The organism is Polymorphobacter sp. (assembly GCF_051860865.1).
Lineage (GTDB): Bacteria > Pseudomonadota > Alphaproteobacteria > Sphingomonadales > Sphingomonadaceae > Sandarakinorhabdus.
Map to the genome: position 1 here is coordinate 15,418 of NZ_JBIMKZ010000013.1, position 24,019 is coordinate 39,436.

Here is a 24,019-nt window from a genome sequence, read left to right on the forward strand (position 1 = left end):
TTACTTACCCTTCCTGTTTGTGTTGTAGTAACCCCGAGTGACGGGCGTGCGCCCGTCGAAGAAGATCCGCAGGGCGCGGGCGATCAGGGCCGTTTGCTGGGCCTCTCGTTGTATCTCTGCATCGGCACCGAGCGGCGCCTCACGCAGTTGTTCGGGCGTCTTGCCGGCAAGCTCGGCGACCTGGCGCTCGAGCCGGTCAATCCGGTCCAGCGCCACGCCAAGTTCGACCAGCAGCGCCAACGTGATGGTCAGCACATCCTCGGTCTCCTGGTTCTCCAGGCTCGCGGGACGTTCGCCCTGGCCGGCGCGCACGATTTCGAGGATTTCGTCTGCACGGGTCATGGTCGGCTTCGCTCCGTAATGGTTTCCAGCGCCGGCACGCGGTTGACGATGCGCACGCCGGCCAGCCCGGGCCGGTGCGCGAACATGTCGACCTGCTCGACAAGGAACAGCGCCGGTGCCGCGTCATGGTAGCGCTGCACCAGCCCCGCCATCGCAGCGGCGCGGGCGCTGTCATCGGTGATCTCGCTGGCCTCGGTCAGCGCCGTCGCCAGCGCCTTGTCGCAGAAAAAGGCATTGGGGCGCTTGCACGAGAAGCTCTCGAGCGCGCGGGTGATATCATTGTAAGGTGCCCCGTTCCAGGACGCGCCGAAGGCATCACCGGCCCATCCGTTGCGCGCCAGCTTGCGCAGATAATCGGCAAAGGTCACCGTCCGCAGCACCGGCCGGATGCCCACCTGCCGCAGGTCGTGGGCCACGCTCTGGTAGATCAGGGAGTCGGCCGGAAAGGCATTGATCTGGATCTCGATCTCGAGGTCGAAGCCCTTGGCATAGCCGGCCTCGGCCAGCATCCGCCGCGCCAGCGCCGGATCATGGCGGTAAGGCTTTACCGCCGGGTTGAAGCCCGCCGTCACATGTGCCGCGGGCTGTCCGGACGCCCGCCCCAGCCCGCGCAGCAAGATCTTCGCCAGCGCCTCCTTGTCGACCGCGTAATTGAGCGCCCGCCGCACCCGCACATCCTGCACCGGATGCGGCGTGTCGCGCACGGTGACGAACGCCACCGACATCACCGACATCGACGGCGCCGTCACCACCGGGAAGCGCCGGTCGGTCAGCCGGTCCATCTCCTCGATCTCGATCGGCGACAGGTCGACATCGCCGGACAGCAGCGCCTGCGTCCGCACCGCCGCCTCGGGCAGCTCGACCCATGTCACCGCGCCAAAGCCTACCGGCCGCCAGCTATGCGGGTTGCGCACTGCCTGGGCCCGCCGCCGCCGCTGGTCCCAGCCGGTCATCACATAGGGCCCGGTCCCCACCGGCTTCAACGCAAAACCCTCCGGCCCGAGCCGTTCCCACAGGTCCGGCTCGACCATCATCGCCGCCACCAGCCGCTTCGGCAGGATCGGGTCGGGCTCGGACGTGGTCAGCTCCAGCGTCAGCGGCCCGGTGGCACGCACCGACTTCACCAGCCGGATCTCGTTGCCGATCACCGTCCGCCGCCCGTCGGGGGACAGCAGCCAGCCGATTACCCGCGCCGCGGCGGCCGCATCGAACACCCGGCCGTTGGCGTAACGCACGCCGGGCCGCAGCTCGAAGCGCCAGCCCGTCGGCCCGGTCGGCGCCCAGCGCAACGCCAGCGCCGGGATCAGCTTGCCGTCGGGCGCCAGCTGGGTAAGCCCGTCGAACAGCGAATTCCATACCAGGGTGCTCGGCCGGCCATTGCCCCGGAACGGGTTGCCCAGGCTCACCGGCAGCGTGTTGACCCCGACGCGCAACGTCTCGCCCGCCCCGACGCGCAGCGTCTTGCCCGCCTCGACGCGCGTCTGCGCTGCCTGCACAGGCAGCGCCGCCAGCAACAGCAGCCCCAGGAGCGCCCGCAGGATCAAGCCGGCTTCTCGCCCGCCAGCAGATACCAGCCGGCCGCGCCGTCGATCTGGCTCAGCCGGTGCTCAGCAACCGATCCTTCGGGGAAGCCGGCGGCATGCATGTCAGCGATCAGGTCGTCGCCGGCATAGATGCTCCAGAAATCTTCGCCATTGAAGGTCGTGTCCCAGGCCCGCTCGGCTTGCGCCACGTCGCTCGGCAGCGCCCGGATCGGCACGTCCTGATGCATCACCAGCCCGCCCGGCCGCAGGATGCGCAACGCCTCTGCAAAGGCCGCCCGGCGATTGTCGCGGCCAATCTCGTGCAGCAGATTGTGCGACACCACGAGGTCGACGCTGTTGTCCTCGAACATATCGAGCCGCGCCGCGCTGGCCTGGTGAAAATGCACGGCCACGCCGAGCGCCCGCGCCCGGGCATGCGCATAACGCAGCATCCCGGAGCCGATGTCGACGCCGTGCACCTCGGCGGCCGGATAATGATGTGCCCAGGCACAGGACGCCGCGCCGGCCGAGCAGCCGAGATCGACGATCCGCGCCGGCCGAAAACCCGGATAGCGCGCATCGAGATGACGGATCACCGCGCCGGCCTTGCTATCATCCTTGCCGATGCCCTGGCCGAAGGCATAGATGTTGCCGCCCGCCTCATAGAAGGCCCCGGCCAGCAGGTCGCCGTCGCCGTGGTCGAGCGCATAGCCGCCGGGCTGGAGATGAATATCGATGTCGGCGATCTCGGCCGGCGGCACGAAGTCCGGATCGAGATGCAGCGAGCCCAGCATCGGCTGGTCCTCGGCCGCCGCCTTGGCGCGGTCCATGTCGCGCAGCAGCGGCGTGCCAGCGGCGATCCAGATCATCTCCTGCGAAGCGCGGTTGAGCCCGCTCCACATCCGGTAGCGCGGCGACAGGAACATCGCATCAGCCATCTCGCGGGGCGATTGCGGTGCCCGCCCATGCGCCGCCTCGAACGCCGGCGCCCCCTCGGTCTCGTAGAGTTCGACGTTGCGCGGCCGCAACCGGCCGTTGATCATCTTGCGCAGCGACACCACCATCCGCTGGCGGCTCCGATCTTCCTCGGTCAGTGTCGGCAGCAGTGCATGCTGCAGGTCGCGAACCTTCATGCCACGTCTCCTTCGGTGTCCAGCAGCGCCTCTTCGGCGTCGAGATCGATCCCGCCGCGCGCCAGATCAGGCGTCGCGTCGAGCAGCAGCCGCGTATAGCGGTGCGCCGGCGCATCGAGCACGGCGCCGCACACCCCCTGCTCGAGGATCTGCCCGCCGCGCATGATCGCCACCCGATCGGCCAGGTGGCGTACCATCAGCAGGTCATGCGAAATGAACAGGATCGACAGCGACAGCCGGTCGCGTAACTCGCGCAGCAGCGCCCCCACCGCCGCCTGCGTCGACACGTCGAGAGCCGACAGCGCCTCGTCGGCGATCAGCAGCTCCGGCTCCATTGCCAGCGCCCGGGCGATCGCCACCCGCTGCTTCTGCCCGCCGGACAGTTCGCGTGGCCGCCGGTCGAGCAGCGCCCGGTCGATCCGCACCATCGCCAGCAGCTCGCTGACCCGCGCCTCGATCGCCGCCTTGTCCTTGATGCCGCGCACCCGCAGCGGCTCGGCCAGGCTGGTGCCAATCCGGTGATAGGGGTTGAGGCTGGCATCCGGGTCCTGGAATACCATCTGGATGCGCCGCCGCGCCGTCTTCGCCGCCGCGCCGCGCAGCCCCTCCAGCGGTACGCCGTCGAGCAATATCTGCCCCTGCGCCGGCCGCACCAGCCCGGCCACGGCCCGCGCCACCGTCGACTTGCCGGATCCCGATTCACCAACCAGCGCAAAAATCTCGCCCCGACCGATCGCCAGCGAGCAGCCCTCGACCGCCCGCACCGGTGGCGACCCCGGATAGACCACCGATAAATCCTGCACCGAGAGCAAAGGCACGCTCATGGCGCCACCGCCTCGACATCACCCAGCGACAGCCGCGCCGCAATCAGCCCCTGCGTGTAGGGCATCGTCGGCGCCGACAGCAGCGCCCGCGCCTCGCCAGTCTCCACCACCTCGCCCTGGTGCATCACCATGATCCGGTCGCAGAGCGACACCGCGACGCCGAGATCATGGGTGATCAGGATCGTCGCCCGCGCATGGGCATGGCGGCGCAACAGCGCAAGAATCGAGCGCTGCACAGTGGCGTCGAGCGCCGTTGTCGGCTCGTCGGCGATCAACAGCGGCGGATCATTGACCAGCGCCAGTGCGATCATCACCCGCTGCCGCTGGCCGCCGGAAAGCTGGTGCGGATAGCTGTCGATCAACCGTTCGGGATCACGCAGCTGCATGTCGGCCAGCCGCGCCAGCGCCAAGCTCCGTGCCTCGGCCGTCCCCAGCCCGCGATGGCGCATCGCCGATTCGACCAGCGCCGTGCCGATCCGCCGCACCGGATTTAGGCAGGACAGCGGGTCCTGAAACACAAAACCGATCTTGCTGCCGCCCAGCCGACGCCGCGCCTGTGGAGGCAGCCCGAGCACATCCTCACCGGCAACATTGATCCCGCCGCCGGTCACTGCCAGCCCGTCCGGCAGCAGCCCCGCCACCGCCAGCGCCGACAGGGATTTGCCCGAGCCCGATTCCCCGACGATGCCCAGCACCTCGCCGCGCGCCACGTTGAAGCTGATGCCATGCACCAGCGGCACCCCCTCGTCGGTGCCGATCGACAGCCGGTCGACAACCAGCGCAGGCTCCATCGCGCTCATCAGACAAACCGCCGGCGCAGCGCATCGCCAACCAGGTTGAAGGCGATCACCACCAGCACCACCGCGCAGGCCGGCACCAGCAGCGTCCAGGGTGCGGTCAGCAGATAGGCCCGGCTCTCGCTCAGCATCGCCCCCCAGGTCGAGGCCCCCAGCGGCGCGCCAATACCGAGGAAGGACAGCGCACTCTCGGCGATCAGCATGTCGGCAAAATGAAAGGCCCCAAGCACGGCAAGGCTCGGCACCAGCCCGGGCATCACATGCCAGGCCAGCAGCCGCACGCGGGACATCTGCATCATCCCCGCCGCCAGCACATATTCGCGGGCAAACAGGCTCCCGGCCTCGGCCGCCACCACCCGCGCGAACACCGGCCAGGTCACCAGCCCCAGCGTCGTCACCACTGCCCAATAGCCATTGCCGACAATGGCGATGATGGCCGCTGCCAGCACGAACACCGGAAAGGCCTGCGCCAGCGCCGTGATCTGGCGGACCAGCCCGGCGAACGGCCAGCGTCCAGAGGCGGCGATCAGCCCGAAGCCGGTGCCGATGACGAACGCGATCAGCGTCGCCAGCCCTGCCGTCGCCATCGACCAGCGCAGCCCGGCCAGCAGCCGCGCCGCGATATCCCGGCCCAGATGGTCGGTGCCGAGCGGATAGCCAGGGCTGAACGGCGGCAACAACCGATGCTGCAAGCGGATGAAATCCGGGTCATAACCGCCGACCAGCGGGCCAAACAGGGCCAGCAGCGCCAGCAGGCCGATCAGCCCGAGGCCCAGCCGCATCCAGGGATCGGCCGGATCCGACACCGACACCGCCATCAGCCAGCCATCCCCGATGTCGCCGATGCGCGCGACTCCCGCCTTGACGACGAGCGTGACGACGATCGCGGATCGAGCCGCCGCTGCAACAGTTCGGTCAGCGTATTGACCACGAAAACGGCGATGACGATGGTGAAGGTGATCGCCTGCACAACCGGGAAATCGAGGTTGACCGTCGACTGCACCAGCAGCCAGCCAATCCCCGGCCAGGCAAAGATCGCCTCGATGATTACCAGGCCGGTTACCAGAAAGGCGAACTGCGCGCCGATCAGCGCCACTGCGCCGAGCAGCGCATTGGGCGCCGCATGGCGATAGAGGATCTCGCCCTCGGGCACGCCATTGGCCCGCGCCGTACGAATGAAATTGGAGGGCATCACCGCCGCCGTATTGGCCTCCACCAGCCGGATCAGCTTGGGGGCCAGGAACGAGGCCACCGATACCGCCGGCAATATCCAGCTCGTCGGCCCGCTGGCGCCGAGCGCCGGCAGCCAGACCAGCTGGATGGCAAACAGCTGCACCAGAAGCAACGCCACCACAAAGCCGGGGAAGCCCTGCAGCACGAACAGCATCGCCCGCGCTGCCCGTGCCGCGCCGCGCCGCTTCGTCGATCCCAGCCATAGCCCGGAAGGTAGCGCAATCAGCAGTGTCAGCCCCATCGCCAGTGAGCCCAGCAGCAGCGTCGCCGGCAGCGCATCGAGCACCTTGGTCAACGCCGGGGTGCCGTCGACCAGCGACTTGCCGAAATCGAGGCTCAGAAGATTGCCGACATAACGGACATATTGGGTCGCCAGGCTCTGGTCGAAGCCATATTCGGCGCGGATCGCAGCGATCTGGTCGGGTGCCGCATCCGGCCCGGCGATGACGATCGCCGGATCGCCGGTCAGCCGCAGCAGGAAGAACAGCAGCGTGATCGTGCCGAGCAACAGCAATGCCAGATCGAGGAGCAAGCGCAGCCCCGACCTCACATAGCCCTGCATGGCGCGGCCCTGCATCCTGATTTTCACCCCTTCTTTGATCCGAGCATGCACTTGTGTCTAACTAGAAACAAGTCAAAACCGCGGATGCCGCCGACCCGTTCGTTGCGCCAGGTCAATCAAATGCTTGTGTTTTTTCGTATAAACGTCGCATCCGTCAAACTTGCTTGCGTCCTGTATCCTTTTTGCTACAGGTTGCGCAAGGCCCGCGGCGCGAGGCCAACTCAAGAGCGAAGAGGGCTATGGGGCAGCATATCGTCATCGTCGGCGCCGGACCGGTGGGCCTCACCGCCGCCATGCGGCTGGCCCATTTCGGTATCCCCAGCACCGTCCTGGAGGCCGGCACCGAGTTCGCCGACGATTTGCGCGCCTCCACCTTCCACCCGCCGACCCTCGACATGCTGGCCGCCTATGGTCTCGCCCAGCCGCTGATCGACCAGGGCCTGATTTCGCGCCAGTGGCAGATCCGCATGCACGAGAGCCAGGAGCGCGTGGTCTTCGATCTCGGCGTCCTCGCCGACGACACCGATCACCCCTATCGCCTCCAGTGCGAACAATCCCGGCTGGTGCGCTTGCTCGCCGCCCGTCTGCAGGACACCCCGGAGGTGACGCTGCACATGGGCTGCCGCGTTACCGCCGTAAGCCAGGATGCCGACAGCGTCACCGCCCATGCCACCACCGCCGACGGCGAGATCATGGCCATCTCCGGCCGTCTGCTGATCGCCGCCGACGGCGCCCGCAGCCCGGTCCGCGAGCATCTCGGCCTCACCATGCGCGGCGAGACCTATCCCGAGACCACCATCCTCGCCACCACGCGCTTCCCGTTCGAGGACCATCTCGAAGGCCTGTCCAACGTCAATTATGTCTGGACCCGCGCCGGCACCTACAGCCTGCTGCGGCTGCCCTCGCTCTGGCGCTGCAGCCTCTATCCGGACGCCGACGAGAGCATCGAGCAGGCCCTCCAGCCCGAGGCCATCGAGCGCAAGCTCCAGCGCATCGTGCCGCGCGACCGGCCCTATGAAGTGATGGAAACCCGGCCCTATCGCGTCCACCGCAAGATCGTCGACGATTTCCGCCATGGCCGCGTACTGCTCGCCGGCGACGCCGCCCATATCAACTCGCCCTCCGGCGGCATGGGCATGAACGGCGGCATCCATGATGCCTTCGCCCTCACCGCCGCCATCCACGCCATGGGCAACAGCAACGACCTCTCGGCGCTCGACGGCTACAGCCGCAGTCGCCGCCCGATCGCCGCCGACGAGATCCTCGGCCAGGCACACGAGAACCGTACCCGCATGCAGGAGCGGGACATCGAGCGACGCCGCGCCACCTTCTCCGCCCTGCAGACCGTGGTCAGCGATCCGGACACACTGCGCACCCACCTGCTGCGTTCCTCGATGATCACCGGCCTGCGCCGGGCCGATGAACTGGCCCGGGCATGAGCTTGGCGGCCCGCGATTATGGCAGTGCCGGCCGCGTCGCCGTCGCCACCCCCCAGGCCAACCCCACGGTCGAGGCCGAGTTCGGCATCCTGATGCCGCGCCGCATCTCCCTTCACATCACCCGCCTGCAGAGCCGCGCACCCGATTCCGCCGGCCGCCTTGTCGACTATCTGGAAAAGCTCGAAGCCAGCGTCGACAGCTTCGACAGCTTCCGCCCTGACGCCTTTGGCTTCGCCTGCACCGGCTCCTCCTATCTCGTCGGCGCCGACCGCGAGGCCGAGATCCTCGCCGCCGTCACCGCCCGAACCGGCCTCGTCATCGACACCGCCACCGCCGCGATCCGCTGGCGGCTGGACCAGCTCGGCGCCCGCCGCATCGCCCTGCTCTCCCCCTATCCCGAGACACTCAACGCCGCCGCCATCGCCTTCTGGCAGGCGGCCGGCCTCACCATCGTCCGCACCGCCCATGTCGCCATTGCCTCGGCCGACACCCGCGGCATCTACGAACTCCGCGCCGCTGATGCCGCCCCGGCGCTGGCCGCCCTCGACCTGACCGGCATCGATGCCGTCCTCGTCAGCGGCACCGGCCTGCCCTCGCTGCCGCTCATCGCCGACTGGCCGCATGCCCTCCCCCTGCTCAGCTCCAACACCTGCCTCGCCGCCCGGCTGGTGGACCGCCTCGGCACACCCGACGCCCTGTCCGGCTGGCAACAACGGCTGGCGGAAGCGCGGTAAAGGGGCCTCAGGCGGCTGGGGCCGCAGGGCCCCTACCCTACATGCCGCCAGCGTGGCCGCCCCGCCGTCTGGTCGCGCGTCAGCAGCATGTGATATTCATAGCGATCGGGCCGATACAGGCTCTGCTGGAACAGCAGCGGCGCGTTGCCGGCGTCGCGCACGGTCCGCCGCACCAGTACCAGCGCCGAGCCCAGCGGCACCTCGAGCAGCGCCCCCACCTCATGGTCGGCGAGCGTCGCGCTGATCGTCTGCTCGGCGGTTTCGGAGCGCACGCCGGCGGCTTCGAGCATGGCGATGGTGGTGTTGTCGCCCAGTCGTTCGGGGTCGATCAGCGTTGCCATCTGCGCCGAAAGCCAGATTGTCGACACCGAGAACGGCGATCCCAGATGCAGCCGGAGCCGGCTTATCCGCACGGGCGCTTCATCCGCCTCGAGCTCAAGCATATCGCGCACCACCGCCGGCGGATGCGGATCGTCGCTGACGCCGAGCAGCCGCGCCTCGGTCTCCAGTCCGATGGTGATCAGGTTCTCGATGACACCCGAGATATTGCCCGAAATGTTGCCGGCGCCGCGCCTGGCCTCTTCGGCAACAAAGGTCCCGATCCCGCGCCGCCGGACGATCAGCCCGTCGCGCTCAAGCAGCGCCAGCGTCCGCCGCACAGTCACCCGTGAAATCCCGAACTGGTCGGCCAGCACGAATTCGGACGGCAGCAGCGCGCCCGGCAGATAGACCCGGTCGCGGATCCGCTGGCCGATGATCAGGTGCAATTGGTGATAGACGGGCAGGCTGCCACTGGCGTCCGAGCCGATCTGGCGCCGGCCGATCCCGGCCAGAAGCGTCGTATTGCGTTCAGACATCCCTATCCTGGCCCCTCGGCATTATGCCAGACGTGGCCCAGCCATAGGGAAGTTGCAAGACGCAACCGGCGCTTGTATCGGATTTAATACAATATCCCCGGAGGACTGGATGTCAGACAGATCGGTTCCAAAAACCATCCCCAGCCGCATCGCCGGCCAGCCCCGCGAGGGCGATGGCGCAAGGCTTCCGGTCATCTATCCCGCCGACGAGACCCAGGTCTCGGAGCTCTGCGAAGCCGGCCCGGAAATGGTCGATGCCGCCGTCAAGGCCGCCCGCCAGTCGTTCGAGACTGGCCCATGGCGCCGGATGAGCACCGATGCCCGCGGCGCCGTCATGCGCCGCGTCCAGCAGCTGATCACCGACCATGCCGACGAGCTGGCTTGGCTCGAATGCCTGAACACCGGCCTGCCGATGGCCCGGATGCGCCAGACGCACATGCCGCGCGCCGCCTATAATTTCGGGATCTTCGCCGAGGCCGCCTCGCATGTCGCCGGCCAGGTCTTCACTCAGGACCCCCGCTACCTCACCACCGTGATCCGGGAGCCCGTCGGCGTCGCCGCGCTGATGACGCCGTGGAACGCCCCGGTGCCGCTGACCAGCATGAAGATCGCCGCGGCCATCGCCTTCGGCAACAGCTGCGTCGTCAAGCCCTCCGAACTGACGCCGCTGGCGGTCAGCCGGATGATCGAGCTGATCGAGCTGGCCGGCGTCCCGGAAGGCGTCGTCAACCTTGTCAATGGCCGCGGCCAGGTTACCGGCCAGGCGCTCGTCAACCATGACGACGTCGACCTGATCTCCTTCACCGGCGGCACCGCCACCGGCCGCGCCATCGCCGCCGCCGCAGGCCAGCGACTGGTGCCGGTGACCATGGAGCTCGGCGGCAAGTCCGCCAATATCGTCTTCGAGACCGCCGACCTCGACCGGGCGCTGGATGGCGCGCTGCTCGGCATTTTCTCCAACAACGGCCAGCAGTGCCTCGCCGGCTCGCGCATCCTGCTCCACCGCTCGATCGCCGATGCCTTCATCGAGCGCTTCGTCGCCCGCGTCGCGGCGCTGAGGATCGGCGACCCGATGGACCCGAACACCGAGATCGGCCCGCTGGTTTCGGCCGTCCACCGCGACCATGTGCTGTCTTTCGCCAAGGACCTCGGCGAGGACCGGCTGCTCGCCGGCGGCGTCTCCCGCCCCGGCAAGGGCTTCTATATCGAGCCCACCGCCGTCCTCGCCGCCTCCAACGCCAGCTACCGCGCACAGACCGAGATGTTCGGCCCCTTCGCCACCTTCCTGGTCTTCGACACGGTCGACGAAGCCATCGCCATGGCCAATGACAGCCGCTACGGCCTCGCCGCCTATGTCTGGACCGAGCATCTCCCCACCGCGCTCCAGTGCACGCGGGACATTCGCGCCGGCGTGATCTGGGTCAACACCCCGATGATGCGCGAGCTGCGCGCCCCCTTCGGCGGCTACAAGGACAGCGGCATCGGCCGCGAAGGCACGCAGGACTGCCTGCACTTCTACACCGAACCCAAGACCGCCACCTACGCCGTCGAGGACATGCCGCTGGTGAGGATGGGAATGCCGACCTAAGCCGCCGCCTCAAGCGGCGTCCCTTCCAGCCCCACCAGCCCGGCCGTCAGGTCCCAGAGCCGCGCCGACCGCGCCGCACTTTCGGCCTTCGCTGACAGCGGCTGGGCGAAGGCCTCGCGGCCCGGCACCTGCCGATTGCCCCAACTCCAGTGCACGCCGGACCGGGTGAACCCCGGATCGGCCACCACCTGAGCCACCCGCTCGCCGGACAGCGGCTGCGAGACATAGCCTTTGGTGATGTTTTTCTGGAACCAGGGGAAAATCCGCTGGAAAGCGCGCGGCGCATGGCGGAACAGCGGCGTCTCGGCCACGCATCCCGGATAGAGCGTGCTGAACACGATCCCCGTCGGGCCATGGAAGCGTGCGTGCAGCTCGCGGCTCATCATCATCAGCGCCAGCTTGGAATCCTGGGAGGCCTTGCCCGGCTTGAACGGCTTGCCGTCGATCATCGCCACCGGCGCCTTGAACCCCGCCGCCAGCCCGGCGAAATCGCCAAGATCGGCAGGCGCAGGAATCGGCACCTTGCCGCCGAACTCCTCGCTGTTGGCGGTCACCGTACCCAGCGTCACCAGCCTCGGCGCGTCCGCCTTCGCCAGATCGGGCATCAGCAGATTGGCCAGCAGGAAATGGCCGAAATAATTGGTCGCCACACTGATCTCATAGCCATCGGCCGAGCGCATCGGTTCTTTCAGCTGCGGCAGATATACCGCCGCATTAAGCACCAGCGCGTCGAGCCGCCGGTCCAGTCCCCGGAACGCGGCCACGAAATGCCGCACGCTCGCCAGGCTGGAGAGGTCAAGCGCCAGCAGCGTATGCCGGCCTGCCGCAATTCCCGTCTCCCGCGCCGCCGCCGCCGCCTTGCCGAGGTCCCGGCAGGCCATCACCACATGCCAGCCTCGGTCGGCGAGCGCCTTCGCCCCCCACAGCCCCACGCCCGATGACGCGCCGGTGATGATGACAAGGGGCTGGTCCATGGCGCCCCTATTGCCGCAACCGCGCACCTCGATCAACGAGGCGCTTGACCTCACCCCCGCAAGCCGGCGAGGACGGCCCGGAAAGGGGCAGCTATGGCCAGTTGGCGTTTGGGAATCATCGGTGGCTCGGGGCTCTATGCCCTTGACGGGCTGGAGCAGGCCCGCTGGCAGTCGGTAAGCACCGCCTTCGGCCCGCCGTCGGACGAGATCCTCACCGGCCGGCTCGGCGGCATCGACATTGCCTTCCTGCCCCGCCATGGCCGCGGCCACCGCATCCCGCCCGGCGATCTTAACGCCCGCGCCAACATCATGGCGCTCAAGCAGCTCGGTGTTACCGACCTGCTGTCGGTCTCCGCGGTTGGCTCGCTCGAGGAGAGCATGCCGCCGGGCGCCTTCGTCGTCGTCGACCAGTTCATCGATCGCACCCGCGCCCGCCCGGCCAGCTTCTTCGGCCCCGGGCTGGTCGCTCATGTGCCGCTGGCCGATCCGGTCTGCCCGCGCCTCTCCGCTCATGTCGCCGCCGCCGCCCAAGCGGCAAGCGCGCCGGTGCATCAGGGCGCCACCTATCTGGCGATGGAAGGCCCGCAATTCTCCACCCGCGCCGAAAGCCGGCTGTTTCGCAGCTGGGGCGCCCAGGTCATCGGCATGACCGCCCTGCCCGAGGCCCGCCTCGCCCGCGAGGCCGAGCTGCCCTATGCGCTGCTCGCCATGGTGACCGACTACGATAGCTGGCGGAGCCACGATGCCGATGTCGAGATCGGCGAGATCCTGCGGGTAATGGCCGAGAATGCCGCCACCGCCCGCGCCACCCTGGCGGCGCTGGTCGCTGGCCTGCCCGCAGAGCGCCCGGCATCGCCGATCGACACGGTGCTGGACACCGCCTTGATCACCGCGCCCGCGTCCCGCGACCCGGCGCTGGTCGCGGCGCTCGCCCCCCTGCTCGCTCGCACGCTGGCAGCCTACTGATGCAGCGCCGCACCATCGAAACCGCGCGCGGCGCGATGTCGGCACTCGTCTGGGACGAGGCCGGCTCCTCGGCGCCCTGGCTGCATTTCGGCCATGCCACGGGCATGCACGCCCATCTGTACCAACGGTTCCTGGCCCCGCTGGCCGGCGCCTTCAACATCGTCGCCGCCGATTTCCGCGGCCATGGCGAAAGCCCCTTCCCTGTCGACGACCGCCCTGCCAACCATTGGCAGGATCTCGCCGAAGACACGCTGGCGCTCATCGATGCCGTCGCCCCCGGGCCGCGCTGGTGGCTGCTCGGCCATAGCCTCGGCGCCGTTTGCGGCATGGTCGCCACCACGCTGCGCCCCGACCGCGTCGCCGGCCTGATGATGCTCGATCCGCCGCTGCTGCCGGCCCGCCCGGTCCCGGATTTCGGCCCGGCGTCACTTGAAGTGGCGATCCCGCTGGTCCGCCAGGCGCTCCGCCGCCGCCCCCATTATCCGGACCGCGCCAGCATCGAGGCCGCCTATCGCGGCCGCGGTGTCTTCCAGAGTTTCAGCGAGCAGGATCTGATAGCCTATCTCGACGGCGGCCTCGTCCCCGGCCCGCACGGCCTGCACCTGCGCTGCACGCCGCACTGGGAGGCTGCCAACTTCAACGGCATGATCGAGGATACCAGCCCTTGGCCGGATCGGCTGACGCGCCCGTTCAGCCTGCTCGCCGGGGAAACAGGTTCCACCGTCTCCGATGCCGATCTGGCCCGCTTCGCCGCCCACCCGCTCTGCCGGGAGGCGCGGCGCCTGCCTCGCACCGATCATTTCCTGCCGCTGCAGGACGGCGAGACAATTCGTAACAGCCTGGTGGCGCTGGTCAGATCATGACTTGCACAGCGGTTTCGGCTATGAGATATTTTAAGTACGAAATAGTTTCAGGACCCCCGAGATGAACGTCCACATGCCCGTCGCCGAACCCGCCCTGCCGCCGATCAAGTGGCCGCGTTTCGATTGGGCCGATCCGCTGCTGCTCGACCAGCAGCTGACCGAGGACGAGCGGATGATCCGCGACGCAGCGCGCGCCATGTGCCAGTCGGAGCTGATGCCGGCGGTCAAGATGGCCAACCGCCACGAGACCTATGATCCGGACCTGATGAAGAAGTTCGGCGCCGCCGGCCTGCTCGGCCCGACCATCGAGGGTTATGGCTGCGCTGGCGCCAGTTATGTCGCCTATGGCCTCGTCGCTCGCGAGGTCGAGCGCGTCGACAGCGCCTATCGCTCGGGCATGTCGGTCCAGTCGAGCCTCGTCATGTACCCGATCTGGGCCTATGGCTCGGAAGCCCAGCGCCAGAAATACCTGCCGGGCCTTGCCTCGGGCGAATTGATCGGCTGCTTCGGCCTTACCGAGCCCGATGCCGGCTCGGACCCCAATGGCATGAAGACCCGGGCCAAGACCGTTCCCGGCGGCTACCAGCTCAACGGCGCCAAGATGTGGATCACCAATTCGCCGATCGCCGATCTCGCCGTGGTCTGGGCCAAGTGCGACGACGACAAGATCCGCGGCTTTGTCGTCGAGCGCGGTGACATCGGCTTCAGCACCCCCAAGATCGAGGGCAAGTTCAGCCTCCGCGCCGGCGTTACGGGCGAGATCGTGCTGGCCGATGTCCATCTTCCGGCCGAGCGCATGCTGCCCGGCGTCGTCGGCCTCGCCGGCCCGTTCGGCTGCCTCAACAACGCCCGCTACGGCATCGGCTGGGGCGCGATGGGCGCGGCGGAATTCTGCTGGCACGCCGCGCGCCAGTACACGCTTGACCGCAAGCAGTTCGGTCGGCCGCTCGCCGCCACCCAGCTGGTGCAGAAGAAGCTCGCTGACATGCAGACCGAGATCACGCTCGGCCTGTCGCTGGCGCTGCACTTCGGTCGCCAGATGGACGCCCACACGCTCGCGCCGGAGGCAATCTCGATCCTCAAGCGCAACAATTGCGGCAAGGCGCTGGCCATCGCACGCGAGGCGCGGGACATGCACGGCGGCAACGGCATCTCGGATGAATATCATGTCATCCGCCACGTCATGAACCTCGAGGCGGTCAACACCTATGAGGGCACGCATGACGTCCATGCGCTGATCCTCGGCCGCGCCCAGACCGGCATCCAGGCGTTCGGCTGAGCGACGTCAGCCGCGGCTTTGCTGCGGCCCTTCCTTACGACACGACCTGCGCTAGCCGCCCAGCGCCGCCAGCATCTCGGGTACATGCCGGGCTCGCAGTGCCGCCAGTACCCGCCGGTGCAGCCGCTCGGGCGCGAACACGCCCGGCTGCACCGGCCGGGCATTGGCCTTGCTCGGCGCATCCCAGGGGTCGAATGCCGCCTCGGCGCGGGCAAAGCCCCAGGCCCGGGTCAGGTGGCTGCCGAAGCGGTCCGGCGTCAGATCCGGCCAGCCGGCCAGCGCCCGCTCGGGCACCGGCGCGACCGCCAGCCCCAGCCGCGCTGCCACCAGCCCCGCCAGGCGCGCCGAGGCGCCCTCGCCGGTTACCCGCACCAGCGGCGCCGTCACCAGTGGCTCGATGGCCCCCACCAGCACATCGACCAGCGCGTCGAGCGACGGCGCCGCCACAAAGCCGTCGGACATCCCATGCCCCGGCAGGTCGATCGCCAACATGCCCGGCGCCACCACGAATTCCGCTGCACTCCCTGGCGCATGCAAATGCACATGCCCGGCCGCCCGGTCGCCGATCCAGTGCAGCTGCCCCCAGTCCGGCACCATTGCAAAACCCTCGTCATCCGGCGCCCGCGGCAGCACATGCCCCGGCTCGGCGCGCGGCATCAGCCAGTCCAGCGCCGCCGCCTTGGCCTCGGCCGGCAGCACGCACTTCGCCGTCGCCCAGCCCTCCGGCAGCGCCTCGATCCGGTCGATATGCGCCTTCATCGGATCGCCGTCATAACCACTCACCAGCGTCGGCGCCGACGCCTGCCCCGGCCCCGGCAGGTCGCGCGGCGCCTGCAGCACGGCCGCATAGCCCAGCGCATAGCTCGGCCCGGCCGCCAGCACGTCCATCACCATCTCATGGTTCTGCTGCACATCGTCATGCGCATGCGGCAGCCGGTGGCTGTCCTCGGTCGCATACCAGGGGAAGAACCAGCTCTGCTCGCGGATCCGGTGCCAGGTCCAGGTCAAATGCTCGCCGTAGGCGGTCATCGTATAAGGCGGCGTATAATTGGCCCCGAAATCGGCCCGCTCGGCGTCGGTCCACATCGCATAGCCCTCGGCCACCACCGCCCAGAACCGCTCCGGCGCCCGTTTGGCCGCCGCCGCCAGGATAATCGCACCCGAATGAAAGCCATAGGCCCCACACCGCGCCAGCCCGATCGCATCGAGGAACGCCAGCAGCGCATCGGCATAGTCCTGCACATCGGGCGCCGCCATCGGCAGCGGCGCCGATTCGCCGAACCCCGCCGTATCCGGCGCAATGCAGGTAAAATGCGCCGACCATTGCTCCAGCAGCGGGATATATTCGGCGCTTGATCGCGGTGATTGGTGCGCCAGCAGCAGCGGCGGCCCCTCGCCGGCGCGGCGATAGTGCACGCGCCGCAGCGAGCCATCAGCATTGCGGACGTCAATGAAATGCCTGGTAATCATACACCCTCGATCAGTTCGATAATCTCGCCGGACGGCCCGCGCACGCACGCCGCGCGCCGCCCCTGGTACAGGTCGTCGTCGATCCGCACCGGCGGTCCCAGCAGCGGCACCCGCAGCGCATCGAGCGATCCGAAGATGAAGCTGACCAGCGCATTGCCCGGCGGCAGCTCACCCGGCGTAACCGCCCGCGCCCGCGCCGCGTCCGGATACTGGTCGATCTCGCAACCCGGCGTCCGTCCGGTCTTGGTCATCGTCATCGCCGTCAGCGTTGCCGCGTCCAGCCCGAAGCTGTTGTTGATCACGCTATAAGGGATCGTCCAGGTCTGCCCCTCGGTGAACCCCAGCTCGCTGACGTGAAACGCCACCGTTTCGGCCCGGTCGTCCGCCGCCAGGATGGCTATGAACATCTGGTCGACCACGGCCTGCGTATGCGGCAGGTCGAGATCGCTCATCCCCGATTTCAGCACCTGGTTCAGGTACAGCACCTCGCCGGCCCGCCCCACTACCTGGAACGGAATGAAATTGTCGAACCCCGGCACCAGCTTCGGCGCACCGATCACCTCGAACGCCGAGTCCTTAATCCGTGCATAGAGCGCATCGCAGTCCACCACCGTATGCTCATAGGCCGCCCAGCCATGGCTCTTCAGCGGCGCAAACCCCGGCACAGCGCTGCCCGCCACCAGTCGCGTCGCATAGGGCGTGCCGCCCGGTGCCCGCAGCAACCGGGTCTCGCGCCCAGCCATCGCCGGCGCCCCCCAGGCCGCCGCCAGTGCATCCGACACCGGTGCCGAATCGATGAGTTCCAGCCCCAGCAAATCGCGGTAATCGGCCTCGCTGGCCGCCAGATCGGGACAAAGGATCGTGCCGCAACGAATGCGGCCGGGAGCGTCGAAGCTTTCCATCATCGGGCCATCCTGTCCGGACCAACTGCCGGATGCAACCCGACTATTTCTTATCCGGCACCAGGAAGCGGCCCGAAACGCGCCCGCCCTGATTGGCCGCACTGCGGCCATCGAAGCTCGTCCGCCCCGAAGCGAGGTCGAGCACCAGCCGCTGGCCATTGAGCACCGAGCCCTGCCGGTTGAGCACGACATTGCCGACCATGGTGATCAGGCGCCCCGGCACGTCATAAATGGCGCTTGTCGAGGTCACCGTCTCGGACGGCGACACCAGCTTCACCGCGCCGCGCGCATCGAGCCGCCGCATCTCCGGGTTCTCACCCTGGCGCACATAGGAAACCGTTACCCGTTCGGCATTCAGCGTCAGCCGCGCCTGCTTGATCACGACCTCACCGGTGAAGATCGCCTGGTTGCTGGCATCGCGGATCTCGATCCGGTTGGCATCGACGTCGATTGGCGCGCCGGTGTCCAGCCCCTTGAGCGCCGACGTGCCGCTCTGCGCCACGGCCACCGCGGGCGTGGCCAGCGCAATTACCACCAGAACCATGCGAACCATCATCAGGACGCTCTGCCCGCCCGCGCCTTGATACGCAAGTGGGCAGACCCCTCGAGCACGACAACGCGCCCCTGGACATCAGCCGAGATCCGGTCGGCCGAGAAATTGCCGATCGGCAACGTCCCGGACACCGCCTGCTCCGACTTCACCGTGCGCGCATTCAGGTCGACATCGATGCTGCCAGTATCGACCGTATAGCCGGCCTCGGACGTCAGCTTCACCGGACCCATAACCCGCAGGATATCTGTCTCGATGAAGTAGCGCCCCGCCGGCGCCGTCACCACCGCTGGCCCCTCGGCCGAATCGAGCTCGGCCGATAGTTTCTGCAGTTCCACCTCGGGCACCGCACTGGATTTCTGCACCGCGCCCGCCGCCTTGATGATGAACGGTTCGCCGCGCGCCGTCTCGCCGCGATACACGGCCCGGTCCACCCGCAGCCGCTCGGTCGCCGCCGCCACCTTGTCCTTGGCCAGCAAAAAGCTGAATTCTTGCACGCTCGACAGGGGCACAATGATGATCGCCGCCAGCAAAAGCCCCGCCAGCGTCGGCAATAGCCATTTCAGGAGCGTCATCCGCTTGTCGTGCACGCTGCCCGGCAAGGCCCGCCGTTGTCGCGGCGTCATGGTCAAGGCGGTGCTGGCCGGCATTGCGCTCACATGTGCGAAAAGATGTCGGACTCGGCCCAGCCGGCCAGGTCGAGTGCCGCCCGCGTCGGCAGGAAGCGGAAGCAGGCCTCGGCCATCTCCATCCGCCCCTCGCGCTCCAGCCGCTCAACCAGGATCGCGTGCGCCCGGTGCAGATAGCGCACGTCGCTCGCCGCATAATCCTTCTGCGCGTCGGACAGCGTCGCCGCCCCCCAGTCGGAGCTCTGCTGCTGCTTGCTGATGTCCACCGCCAGCAGCTCGCGCAGCAAGTCCTTCAGTCCGTGCCGGTCGGTATAGGTGCGGATCAGCTTGGAGGCGATCTTGGTGCAGAATACCGGCCCCGCCACTACGCCCAGATAATGCTGAAGCACCGCCAGATCGAACCGGGCGAAATGATAGAGTTTCAGCCGCGCCGGATCGGCCAGCACCGCCTTCAGCACCGGCGCCGCATAGTCACCGGCAAAGCGCACGAGATGCTCGTCGCCGCGGCCATCGGCCAGCTGCACCAGGCACAGCCGGTCACGATGCGGGTGAAGACCCATGGTCTCGGTATCGATCGCGATCGCGCCCGGCGCGAACACATCTTCGGGGAGGTCACCCTCGTGCAGGAATACAGCCATCCTGGCCGCCTAGCAGGCATGGCGGACAAAGTCACCGGCGCAAACCGCACGATCCTGAACGAATCGCGCCAAACGCATGAAAAGGCTGCAATACCGCCCTTGTCGCCTCATCCCGTCGCACCCCCGGCCCGGTTCAACAGGCCTGTAATCTGAGGTTCATGCACCCGGCCCACGGGGCCATTATGGTCAAATCATGGCACGGGAAACCGGGTCTTCAGATGTACCAATCAAAGGAATTTCATCATGATCAATCATAAAGCCACGCTGATCGCCGCTGCCGCCGCCGCCCTGATCGCCGGCCCCGCCGTCGCCCAAACCGCCGGTTCGCCCGCCGGCACCCCCGGCAGCGCCGCCGAGACCGGCACCACCGGCACAGGCGCTTCCGGCACGATCGGCACTGGCACGACCGGGACGACCGGGACGACCGGCGCCACCGGCACCGGCTCTGTCGACACCACCACCCCCACCGATTCCACAATGCCGACCGACCCCGCCGCCGGCGCAGCAACCAAGGACTCGCTCGAGGCGGACACCGACACGAGCACGACACCGCGCAACTAAAATACGCGCCCATCGATCGAAAAGGGTCGGCGAATCATCCGCCGGCCCTTTTCATGTCCACGCCACCCCCTATCCTCGCCCTATGTCATTCGATCCTGATCATGTCGAAGCGCTGCTCCACACTGCCGCCGCCGCGCGCACCCCGCTCACCTACGCTGAAACCCTCGCCGCGCTCGGCCACCCGTTCAGCCGCCCCCGCATGCGCGCCCTCTGCCGCCTCCTCGAGGAAGTCGACCGCCGCGCAGACGCCGCCAACACCCCGAAACTCGCCGTCCTCGTCGTCCGCGCCAGCGACGGTCTCCCCGGCCAGGGCTGGTGGGTCGGCCGCACGGATTGGCACGGCCCCTGGCAAGGCCCCGAAGCCCACGCGCATGTCGCTCGCCTCCAGATGATGGCTTTCGACCATTGGGCCAAGGCGGAACGTTAGAAGAATTGCCTCCGGCGGCTGGGGCCGCAGGCCCCAGACCCCTAGAATTGCTGCATCGCCGGGCGACGACCATCGATGCCAGGGATCGAACCTCGTCATGGGGTCTGGGGCCTCCGGCCCCAGCCGCCGGAGGCTTTTCTGACGGCGGGAGGCTATTCTCCTGCCTTGCCCTTCAACACGGCGAACGGGCTGCGCACGGCAACGGCATCTTCTTCCGAGATGACGCCGGGGGCGGGTTGCGGGCTGCGCGGATAGGGATCGAGGGCGAGGGCCAGGGCCTGGGCGGCCCATTCGCCGAGGTCGATCTCGTCGCCGGCAAGACGTTCGACGTCGAGATCGTCGGCGCGCAGCTCGAGATCTTCGGCCTCTTCGCTGGATTCAGTGAGGAGGAGGGCGATGGGCGCCTGGAGAGTGAAGGGCACGGGTGTGCCGGTGGCGACGCAAGGCTGGGCGCCGCTGGCGTCGATCTGACCGGAAAGGCGGATGCCGTCGGCGGCGCGAACGACGTCGATGACCGCGTCGAGGCGGTCGAGGGCGAGCAGGTCGAAACGGCTGGCGAGTGCGGTACGCTCGGCCGGGCTGGCGCTCAGCGGATGGCGGCGCGGGCGGCCGCCGACCTCGTGGGCACGGATCGGCCGGCTGAATTCGGGGGGTGGCGCGGACGTCATCGAGCGGGCCAGGCGCCGCTGGCGAGCGCGGCTTCGGGCATGGTGGCAAGGCGGGCGGCGAGTCGGCGCGCCTCGGCGACGAGATAGGCCAGCGCGGGCTCATCGACAGGGCTGCCGCGCCAGATGTTCTTGGCGAGCGCGGCGCCAAAGGCGGCATCGTCGTCGCCGGCGTCGCGATAGGCGCCGAGGCGGCCACCGAGCGCCGCCATCATCCGGCCGAGATGCTTGCCGACGACCTGGTCGCCAACGCCGTCCTGGCGGAGGTTGCCGTCCATGTCGGTGATGAAGCGGTCGGTGACATCGGCCGCCAATTGCCGGGCGGAGGCGCTGTCCTCGCGCTCGAGGCGCATCAGCAGCAAGCTGAGCACGAGCGCGACCATGTCGAAGCGGCCATCCATTGTGTCGGGCACTTCGCCGGCGAGATACCAGTCCTGCCGCCGCGCCTCGGCGACGACGCCGGCATAGAGCGCGTTTCCCGGCAAGGCCGCCGGGCTGGCGCCGATCAGGCGGCGTAATGCAGAAAACAGGCTCATTGGTTGGTGCCCCATGGCAGATCGCTTGGACTATCGGTCGCAATCGCATATTGAGCGACGAAGGCCGGGATGCAACCGGCTGCGACATGTCGGAGAGTATCGATGCCCCACCCCCAGCCTCGACACACGCGGGCCGCCGTTCTGGCGCTGGCCATGGCGGCTGCGCTGCTGGCCAGCGGCTGCTCGCGCGTCAAGGTGGATCAGGGCTATCTCGCCGACGAGACGCTGGTGACATCGATCCAGGCCGGCATCGACAACCGGCAGTCGGTGGAAAAGACGCTCGGCCGGCCGACCTTCGCCAGCCAGTTCGGCGAGGCGCAATGGTATTATGTCAGCCGCAACACCGGCCAATACGCCTTCATCCGCCCCAAGGTGCTGAGCCAGTCGATCCTGATCGTCAGCTTCGACAAGGATGGCAATGTCACCAATGTCGAGCGGCGCGGGATGGACAAGATCGCCAACATCTCGCCCTCGGGCGACAAGACGCCGACGCTGGGCCGCGAGACCGGGCTGTTCGAGGACATCTTCGGCAACATCGGCACGGTGGGCGCCGGCGGTGTCGGCGGCACCGGGCCGGGACCGGGTTCCGGGCCGCGCTAAGGCAAGCCTCAGAACGGCTTGGTGCTGCCGAGCCAGCTGGTGACGAACAACAGCAGGTAGACCGTCAGCACCCATAGCCGCGTCCGGTCCATGGTAGCGCGCAGCGGCACTTCGGTGGCATCCGACGACCCCTGCTGGATCAGCGCCATCAGCTGCGGCCCGACCGGCTTGAACGACCAGTCAATGCCGATCGCGGCGAGGAAGATGGCACCGAACAGCAGTGCCTTCCAAGCCAACCAAGTCTGCTCGAGCGGCCCTCCGGTGACTAATGATAGTGCGCCCAGCGCCAGATAACAGGCGGCCAGCCCATAGCGCAGCCAACCCTCGATGCGGCGGTTGCGGGCAGCGCGCGGCGTCATGTCGTGGACATGCGCATCCCAGACCAGCGCGCTCCAGCCAATGCCGATCATCCAGGCGGCTGCGACAACGGCGCCAGGCAGCGCCGGCCACCAGCCGCCGACATAGAGCAGAGACAGCGACATCGGCACCATCAGCGCCCAGGCGAAGCGCGGGCCCAGATCGACGATGACCAGCACCTTCAGTAGCGTCAGCCGCTCGGGCAGCGAATAGCTGCGACGGCGGAAATTCTGGCCAAGGATGAAAACGCCGAGATCGCCGCCCAGCCACAGTACGAACAGCAGCATGTGCAGCCAGACGAGGTTTTGATACAGGCTCATGCGCCGGCGGCCACCGTGGCGGTGTCAGCGGCATCGAAGATCGCCACGCGGACGAGGCCGGCGCCGATGCGGTGCGGCTTGACCTGGGTCTGGTAGACGGCATCGTTCCAGAAGGCCTCAGCGGCGGCGCGGCTAGGGAAGCGGGCGCAGACAACACTCTGGCTGGCATCCCAGTCCTCGAGCTCCGCGGCAGGTCGGCCGATGAACTCATAATGGCCGCCGTAGCGGGCATAAAGGCCGGATTCCGCCAGCGCTTTTGCATAGGCGCCGATCTTCACTGGATCATCCACCCGCGCGATGACCAGCAGATATGCAGGACGTTCCGCCATCAAACCCTCCCGATCCGTCATTGTGACTGTGACATGACAGCCACAGTCGGAACCTCGCCCTTCGTCTGTCCGGACAACCTAGTTGCATTTGCCGGAGCAACGCAATTATAAGACCACGGGCAGTCACAGGGCCAATGCGCGCCAGCCTCGATCGGGACAAGGGGATTTCAATGTCCATGATCAGCAACATCCGTCGTGCGGACATCTCGACGGCGCTGCGCGCCACGCTGCTTTTCGGCTGCGCGCTGGTCGGCAGCGCCGCCTATGCCCAGGACGCCATGGCCCAGGACGACGGCTCGACGCTGGACACCATCGTGGTGACCGCGCAGCGGCGTTCGGAATCGGTGCAAAATGTGCCGATCGCGATCAGCGCCTTCTCGGCCGAGACACTGTCCGACCGCGGCATCGCCACGCCGCTGCAGATGGTAAACTATGTCCCGAACCTGTTCGGCGCCAACAACACCGGCCTCGGCTCGGCCAATGCCTATTACATCCGCGGCCTCGGCAACACGGAATCGATCGCCTCGTTCGATCCCCCGGTCGGCACCTATGTCGACGACATCTACATGTCCCGCCAGAACGGCAACAACTTCGCCTTCTTCGACATCGACCGGATCGAGGTGCTGCGCGGTCCCCAGGGCACGCTGTTCGGCCGCAACACCACCGGCGGCGCGGTCAATGTCATCCTCAAGCGCCCCGGGGACGTGATCGGCGGCTATGTCGAGGGCGCCTACGGTGCCTACAACAAGAAGATGGTGCGCGGCTCGATCGACCTGCCGTTGAACCAGGCGATCTCGGTCAAGCTCTCCGGCTATTATCAGGACGATGATGGCTATGTGAACAACACCACCACCGGCGAGCGCAACAACGACAGCGACATGGCCGGCGCCCGCGGTGCCATCCAGATGAAGATCACCGAGG

Annotated in this window: 28 protein-coding genes; 10 read left to right on the forward strand and 18 right to left on the reverse strand. The window is 67.9% G+C overall.

Going from position 1 to position 24,019, the window contains the following annotated elements; all coding sequences use genetic code 11:
* Genes ACTIFJ_RS03970 through ACTIFJ_RS04000 form a run of 7 tightly spaced genes read right to left on the reverse strand, consistent with a single transcriptional unit; the run spans position 1 to position 6,441 of the window.
* Positions 1-342 carry a hypothetical protein gene (locus tag ACTIFJ_RS03970; protein ID WP_439532792.1) on the reverse strand — a complete coding sequence of 114 codons (342 nt, stop codon included), beginning with the start codon at positions 340-342 and terminating at the stop codon, positions 1-3.
* A complete protein-coding gene (locus ACTIFJ_RS03975) occupies positions 339-1,886 on the reverse strand; it encodes an ABC transporter substrate-binding protein (protein ID WP_439532793.1) in 1,548 nt (515 codons plus the stop codon). The genes ACTIFJ_RS03970 and ACTIFJ_RS03975 overlap by 4 nt, the downstream gene beginning before the upstream one ends.
* Positions 1,883-2,998, reverse strand: a complete 1,116-nt coding sequence (locus tag ACTIFJ_RS03980; RefSeq protein ID WP_439532794.1) for a class I SAM-dependent methyltransferase — start codon at positions 2,996-2,998, stop codon at positions 1,883-1,885. The genes ACTIFJ_RS03975 and ACTIFJ_RS03980 overlap by 4 nt, the downstream gene beginning before the upstream one ends.
* Complete coding sequence (locus ACTIFJ_RS03985) at positions 2,995-3,822, reverse strand: ABC transporter ATP-binding protein (RefSeq protein ID WP_439532795.1); 828 nt, start codon at positions 3,820-3,822, stop codon at positions 2,995-2,997. The genes ACTIFJ_RS03980 and ACTIFJ_RS03985 overlap by 4 nt, the downstream gene beginning before the upstream one ends.
* Entirely contained in the window at positions 3,819-4,622 is an 804-nt protein-coding gene (locus ACTIFJ_RS03990; protein WP_439532796.1) for an ATP-binding cassette domain-containing protein, read from the reverse strand. The genes ACTIFJ_RS03985 and ACTIFJ_RS03990 overlap by 4 nt, the downstream gene beginning before the upstream one ends.
* Complete coding sequence (locus ACTIFJ_RS03995; RefSeq protein WP_439532797.1) at positions 4,622-5,437, reverse strand: ABC transporter permease; 816 nt, start codon at positions 5,435-5,437, stop codon at positions 4,622-4,624. Before ACTIFJ_RS03995 ends, ACTIFJ_RS03990 begins: the two co-directional genes overlap by 1 nt.
* Positions 5,437-6,441, reverse strand: coding sequence for an ABC transporter permease (locus tag ACTIFJ_RS04000; protein WP_439532798.1), 1,005 nt, complete (start codon positions 6,439-6,441; stop codon positions 5,437-5,439). Before ACTIFJ_RS04000 ends, ACTIFJ_RS03995 begins: the two co-directional genes overlap by 1 nt.
* 212 nt (positions 6,442-6,653) lie before the next feature.
* Between ACTIFJ_RS04000 and ACTIFJ_RS04005 the strand changes: the two genes are divergently transcribed.
* Together ACTIFJ_RS04005 and ACTIFJ_RS04010 are read left to right on the forward strand one after the other, a co-directional pair.
* Positions 6,654-7,853, forward strand: a complete 1,200-nt coding sequence (locus ACTIFJ_RS04005; RefSeq protein WP_439532799.1) for an FAD-dependent oxidoreductase — start codon at positions 6,654-6,656, stop codon at positions 7,851-7,853.
* Positions 7,850-8,587 carry a maleate cis-trans isomerase family protein gene (locus ACTIFJ_RS04010; protein ID WP_439532800.1) on the forward strand — a complete coding sequence of 246 codons (738 nt, stop codon included), beginning with the start codon at positions 7,850-7,852 and terminating at the stop codon, positions 8,585-8,587. The genes ACTIFJ_RS04005 and ACTIFJ_RS04010 overlap by 4 nt, the downstream gene beginning before the upstream one ends.
* 32 nt (positions 8,588-8,619) lie before the next feature.
* On the opposite strand, the gene ACTIFJ_RS04015 is transcribed toward ACTIFJ_RS04010, so the two are convergent.
* Positions 8,620-9,444, reverse strand: a complete 825-nt coding sequence (locus ACTIFJ_RS04015) for a GntR family transcriptional regulator (protein ID WP_439532801.1) — start codon at positions 9,442-9,444, stop codon at positions 8,620-8,622.
* Between the two features lie 109 nt (positions 9,445-9,553).
* Between ACTIFJ_RS04015 and ACTIFJ_RS04020 the strand changes: the two genes are divergently transcribed.
* A complete protein-coding gene (locus tag ACTIFJ_RS04020; RefSeq protein ID WP_439532802.1) occupies positions 9,554-11,032 on the forward strand; it encodes an aldehyde dehydrogenase in 1,479 nt (492 codons plus the stop codon).
* Here the strand turns inward: ACTIFJ_RS04020 and ACTIFJ_RS04025 are convergent.
* Positions 11,029-12,006 (reverse strand): protochlorophyllide reductase, encoded by a 978-nt coding sequence (locus tag ACTIFJ_RS04025; protein WP_439532803.1) that lies wholly within the window; start codon positions 12,004-12,006, stop codon positions 11,029-11,031. The two genes, ACTIFJ_RS04020 and ACTIFJ_RS04025, sit on opposite strands and share 4 nt — an antisense overlap.
* Positions 12,007-12,099: 93 nt before the next feature.
* On the opposite strand from ACTIFJ_RS04025, the gene mtnP reads away from it, so the two are divergent.
* The 3 genes from mtnP (at position 12,100) to ACTIFJ_RS04040 (ending at position 15,114) form a co-directional block, all read left to right on the forward strand.
* Positions 12,100-12,972 (forward strand): S-methyl-5'-thioadenosine phosphorylase, encoded by an 873-nt coding sequence (gene mtnP, locus ACTIFJ_RS04030; RefSeq protein WP_439532804.1) that lies wholly within the window; start codon positions 12,100-12,102, stop codon positions 12,970-12,972.
* Complete coding sequence (locus ACTIFJ_RS04035; protein WP_439532805.1) at positions 12,972-13,835, forward strand: alpha/beta hydrolase; 864 nt, start codon at positions 12,972-12,974, stop codon at positions 13,833-13,835. The genes mtnP and ACTIFJ_RS04035 overlap by 1 nt, the downstream gene beginning before the upstream one ends.
* Positions 13,836-13,896: 61 nt before the next feature.
* Entirely contained in the window at positions 13,897-15,114 is a 1,218-nt protein-coding gene (locus tag ACTIFJ_RS04040; RefSeq protein WP_439532806.1) for an acyl-CoA dehydrogenase, read from the forward strand.
* A gap of 51 nt (positions 15,115-15,165) precedes the next feature.
* Here the strand turns inward: ACTIFJ_RS04040 and ACTIFJ_RS04045 are convergent, their stop codons facing one another.
* From ACTIFJ_RS04045 to ACTIFJ_RS04065, 5 genes are all read right to left on the reverse strand, one after another.
* Positions 15,166-16,530, reverse strand: a complete 1,365-nt coding sequence (locus tag ACTIFJ_RS04045) for an alpha/beta fold hydrolase (RefSeq protein ID WP_439532807.1) — start codon at positions 16,528-16,530, stop codon at positions 15,166-15,168.
* 50 nt (positions 16,531-16,580) lie between these two features.
* Positions 16,581-17,489, reverse strand: a complete 909-nt coding sequence (locus ACTIFJ_RS04050; RefSeq protein WP_439532808.1) for a VOC family protein — start codon at positions 17,487-17,489, stop codon at positions 16,581-16,583.
* Positions 17,490-17,529: 40 nt separating this feature from the next.
* Positions 17,530-18,042: an LptA/OstA family protein gene (locus ACTIFJ_RS04055; protein ID WP_439532809.1), complete on the reverse strand. Its 513-nt coding sequence runs from the start codon at positions 18,040-18,042 to the stop codon at positions 17,530-17,532.
* Positions 18,042-18,611 carry an LPS export ABC transporter periplasmic protein LptC gene (gene lptC, locus ACTIFJ_RS04060; RefSeq protein WP_439532810.1) on the reverse strand — a complete coding sequence of 190 codons (570 nt, stop codon included), beginning with the start codon at positions 18,609-18,611 and terminating at the stop codon, positions 18,042-18,044. The genes ACTIFJ_RS04055 and lptC overlap by 1 nt, the downstream gene beginning before the upstream one ends.
* An 80-nt stretch (positions 18,612-18,691) precedes the next feature.
* The gene (locus ACTIFJ_RS04065) at positions 18,692-19,303 is read right to left on the reverse strand and encodes a ribonuclease D (protein WP_439532811.1); all 612 of its coding nucleotides are present in this window, start codon (positions 19,301-19,303) and stop codon (positions 18,692-18,694) included.
* Positions 19,304-19,546: 243 nt separating this feature from the next.
* Here ACTIFJ_RS04065 and ACTIFJ_RS04070 point away from each other — a divergent pair, with 243 nt between their 5' ends.
* Both ACTIFJ_RS04070 and ACTIFJ_RS04075 read left to right on the forward strand, forming a co-directional pair.
* Positions 19,547-19,864 carry a hypothetical protein gene (locus tag ACTIFJ_RS04070; protein ID WP_439532812.1) on the forward strand — a complete coding sequence of 106 codons (318 nt, stop codon included), beginning with the start codon at positions 19,547-19,549 and terminating at the stop codon, positions 19,862-19,864.
* Between the two features lie 82 nt (positions 19,865-19,946).
* Positions 19,947-20,291, forward strand: coding sequence for a ribose-phosphate pyrophosphokinase (locus tag ACTIFJ_RS04075; protein ID WP_439532813.1), 345 nt, complete (start codon positions 19,947-19,949; stop codon positions 20,289-20,291).
* 152 nt (positions 20,292-20,443) lie between these two features.
* Here ACTIFJ_RS04075 and ACTIFJ_RS04080 read toward each other — a convergent pair whose 3' ends face one another.
* Together ACTIFJ_RS04080 and ACTIFJ_RS04085 are read right to left on the reverse strand one after the other, a co-directional pair.
* The gene (locus tag ACTIFJ_RS04080; protein WP_439532814.1) at positions 20,444-20,959 is read right to left on the reverse strand and encodes a YceD family protein; all 516 of its coding nucleotides are present in this window, start codon (positions 20,957-20,959) and stop codon (positions 20,444-20,446) included.
* Complete coding sequence (locus ACTIFJ_RS04085; protein ID WP_439532815.1) at positions 20,956-21,492, reverse strand: ubiquinol-cytochrome C chaperone family protein; 537 nt, start codon at positions 21,490-21,492, stop codon at positions 20,956-20,958. Before ACTIFJ_RS04085 ends, ACTIFJ_RS04080 begins: the two co-directional genes overlap by 4 nt.
* Before the next feature lie 153 nt (positions 21,493-21,645).
* Here ACTIFJ_RS04085 and ACTIFJ_RS04090 point away from each other — a divergent pair, with 153 nt between their 5' ends.
* Entirely contained in the window at positions 21,646-22,092 is a 447-nt protein-coding gene (locus ACTIFJ_RS04090) for an outer membrane protein assembly factor BamE (RefSeq protein WP_439532816.1), read from the forward strand.
* An 8-nt stretch (positions 22,093-22,100) separates the two neighbouring features.
* On the opposite strand, the gene ACTIFJ_RS04095 is transcribed toward ACTIFJ_RS04090, so the two are convergent.
* The gene (locus ACTIFJ_RS04095; protein ID WP_439532817.1) at positions 22,101-22,769 is read right to left on the reverse strand and encodes a hypothetical protein; all 669 of its coding nucleotides are present in this window, start codon (positions 22,767-22,769) and stop codon (positions 22,101-22,103) included.
* Entirely contained in the window at positions 22,766-23,098 is a 333-nt protein-coding gene (locus ACTIFJ_RS04100; RefSeq protein ID WP_439532818.1) for a DUF1330 domain-containing protein, read from the reverse strand. Before ACTIFJ_RS04100 ends, ACTIFJ_RS04095 begins: the two co-directional genes overlap by 4 nt.
* A gap of 170 nt (positions 23,099-23,268) precedes the next feature.
* Here ACTIFJ_RS04100 and ACTIFJ_RS04105 point away from each other — a divergent pair.
* Positions 23,269-24,019, forward strand: a 751-nt coding sequence (locus ACTIFJ_RS04105) for a TonB-dependent receptor (RefSeq protein WP_439532819.1), incomplete at its 3' end; no start/stop codon positions are given.

What these genes read in the sequence shown, in the direction of transcription:
- ACTIFJ_RS03970 (WP_439532792.1), bottom strand. Translation starts at nt 342, where the DNA reads ATGACCCGTGCAGACGAAATCCTCGAAATCGTGCGCGCCGGCCAGGGC.
- ACTIFJ_RS03980 (WP_439532794.1), bottom strand. Translation starts at nt 2,998, where the DNA reads ATGAAGGTTCGCGACCTGCAGCATGCACTGCTGCCGACACTGACCGAG.
- ACTIFJ_RS03985 (WP_439532795.1), bottom strand. Translation starts at nt 3,822, where the DNA reads ATGAGCGTGCCTTTGCTCTCGGTGCAGGATTTATCGGTGGTCTATCCG.
- ACTIFJ_RS03990 (WP_439532796.1), bottom strand. Translation starts at nt 4,622, where the DNA reads ATGAGCGCGATGGAGCCTGCGCTGGTTGTCGACCGGCTGTCGATCGGC.
- ACTIFJ_RS03995 (WP_439532797.1), bottom strand. Translation starts at nt 5,437, where the DNA reads ATGGCGGTGTCGGTGTCGGATCCGGCCGATCCCTGGATGCGGCTGGGC.
- ACTIFJ_RS04005 (WP_439532799.1), top strand. Translation starts at nt 6,654, where the DNA reads ATGGGGCAGCATATCGTCATCGTCGGCGCCGGACCGGTGGGCCTCACC.
- ACTIFJ_RS04010 (WP_439532800.1), top strand. Translation starts at nt 7,850, where the DNA reads ATGAGCTTGGCGGCCCGCGATTATGGCAGTGCCGGCCGCGTCGCCGTC.
- ACTIFJ_RS04015 (WP_439532801.1), bottom strand. Translation starts at nt 9,444, where the DNA reads ATGTCTGAACGCAATACGACGCTTCTGGCCGGGATCGGCCGGCGCCAG.
- ACTIFJ_RS04020 (WP_439532802.1), top strand. Translation starts at nt 9,554, where the DNA reads ATGTCAGACAGATCGGTTCCAAAAACCATCCCCAGCCGCATCGCCGGC.
- ACTIFJ_RS04025 (WP_439532803.1), bottom strand. Translation starts at nt 12,006, where the DNA reads ATGGACCAGCCCCTTGTCATCATCACCGGCGCGTCATCGGGCGTGGGG.
- mtnP (WP_439532804.1), top strand. Translation starts at nt 12,100, where the DNA reads ATGGCCAGTTGGCGTTTGGGAATCATCGGTGGCTCGGGGCTCTATGCC.
- ACTIFJ_RS04035 (WP_439532805.1), top strand. Translation starts at nt 12,972, where the DNA reads ATGCAGCGCCGCACCATCGAAACCGCGCGCGGCGCGATGTCGGCACTC.
- ACTIFJ_RS04040 (WP_439532806.1), top strand. Translation starts at nt 13,897, where the DNA reads ATGAACGTCCACATGCCCGTCGCCGAACCCGCCCTGCCGCCGATCAAG.
- ACTIFJ_RS04050 (WP_439532808.1), bottom strand. Translation starts at nt 17,489, where the DNA reads ATGATGGAAAGCTTCGACGCTCCCGGCCGCATTCGTTGCGGCACGATC.
- ACTIFJ_RS04055 (WP_439532809.1), bottom strand. Translation starts at nt 18,042, where the DNA reads ATGATGGTTCGCATGGTTCTGGTGGTAATTGCGCTGGCCACGCCCGCG.
- lptC (WP_439532810.1), bottom strand. Translation starts at nt 18,611, where the DNA reads ATGACGCTCCTGAAATGGCTATTGCCGACGCTGGCGGGGCTTTTGCTG.
- ACTIFJ_RS04065 (WP_439532811.1), bottom strand. Translation starts at nt 19,303, where the DNA reads ATGGCTGTATTCCTGCACGAGGGTGACCTCCCCGAAGATGTGTTCGCG.
- ACTIFJ_RS04070 (WP_439532812.1), top strand. Translation starts at nt 19,547, where the DNA reads ATGATCAATCATAAAGCCACGCTGATCGCCGCTGCCGCCGCCGCCCTG.
- ACTIFJ_RS04075 (WP_439532813.1), top strand. Translation starts at nt 19,947, where the DNA reads ATGTCATTCGATCCTGATCATGTCGAAGCGCTGCTCCACACTGCCGCC.
- ACTIFJ_RS04080 (WP_439532814.1), bottom strand. Translation starts at nt 20,959, where the DNA reads ATGACGTCCGCGCCACCCCCCGAATTCAGCCGGCCGATCCGTGCCCAC.
- ACTIFJ_RS04085 (WP_439532815.1), bottom strand. Translation starts at nt 21,492, where the DNA reads ATGAGCCTGTTTTCTGCATTACGCCGCCTGATCGGCGCCAGCCCGGCG.
- ACTIFJ_RS04090 (WP_439532816.1), top strand. Translation starts at nt 21,646, where the DNA reads ATGGCGGCTGCGCTGCTGGCCAGCGGCTGCTCGCGCGTCAAGGTGGAT.
- ACTIFJ_RS04095 (WP_439532817.1), bottom strand. Translation starts at nt 22,769, where the DNA reads ATGAGCCTGTATCAAAACCTCGTCTGGCTGCACATGCTGCTGTTCGTA.
- ACTIFJ_RS04100 (WP_439532818.1), bottom strand. Translation starts at nt 23,098, where the DNA reads ATGGCGGAACGTCCTGCATATCTGCTGGTCATCGCGCGGGTGGATGAT.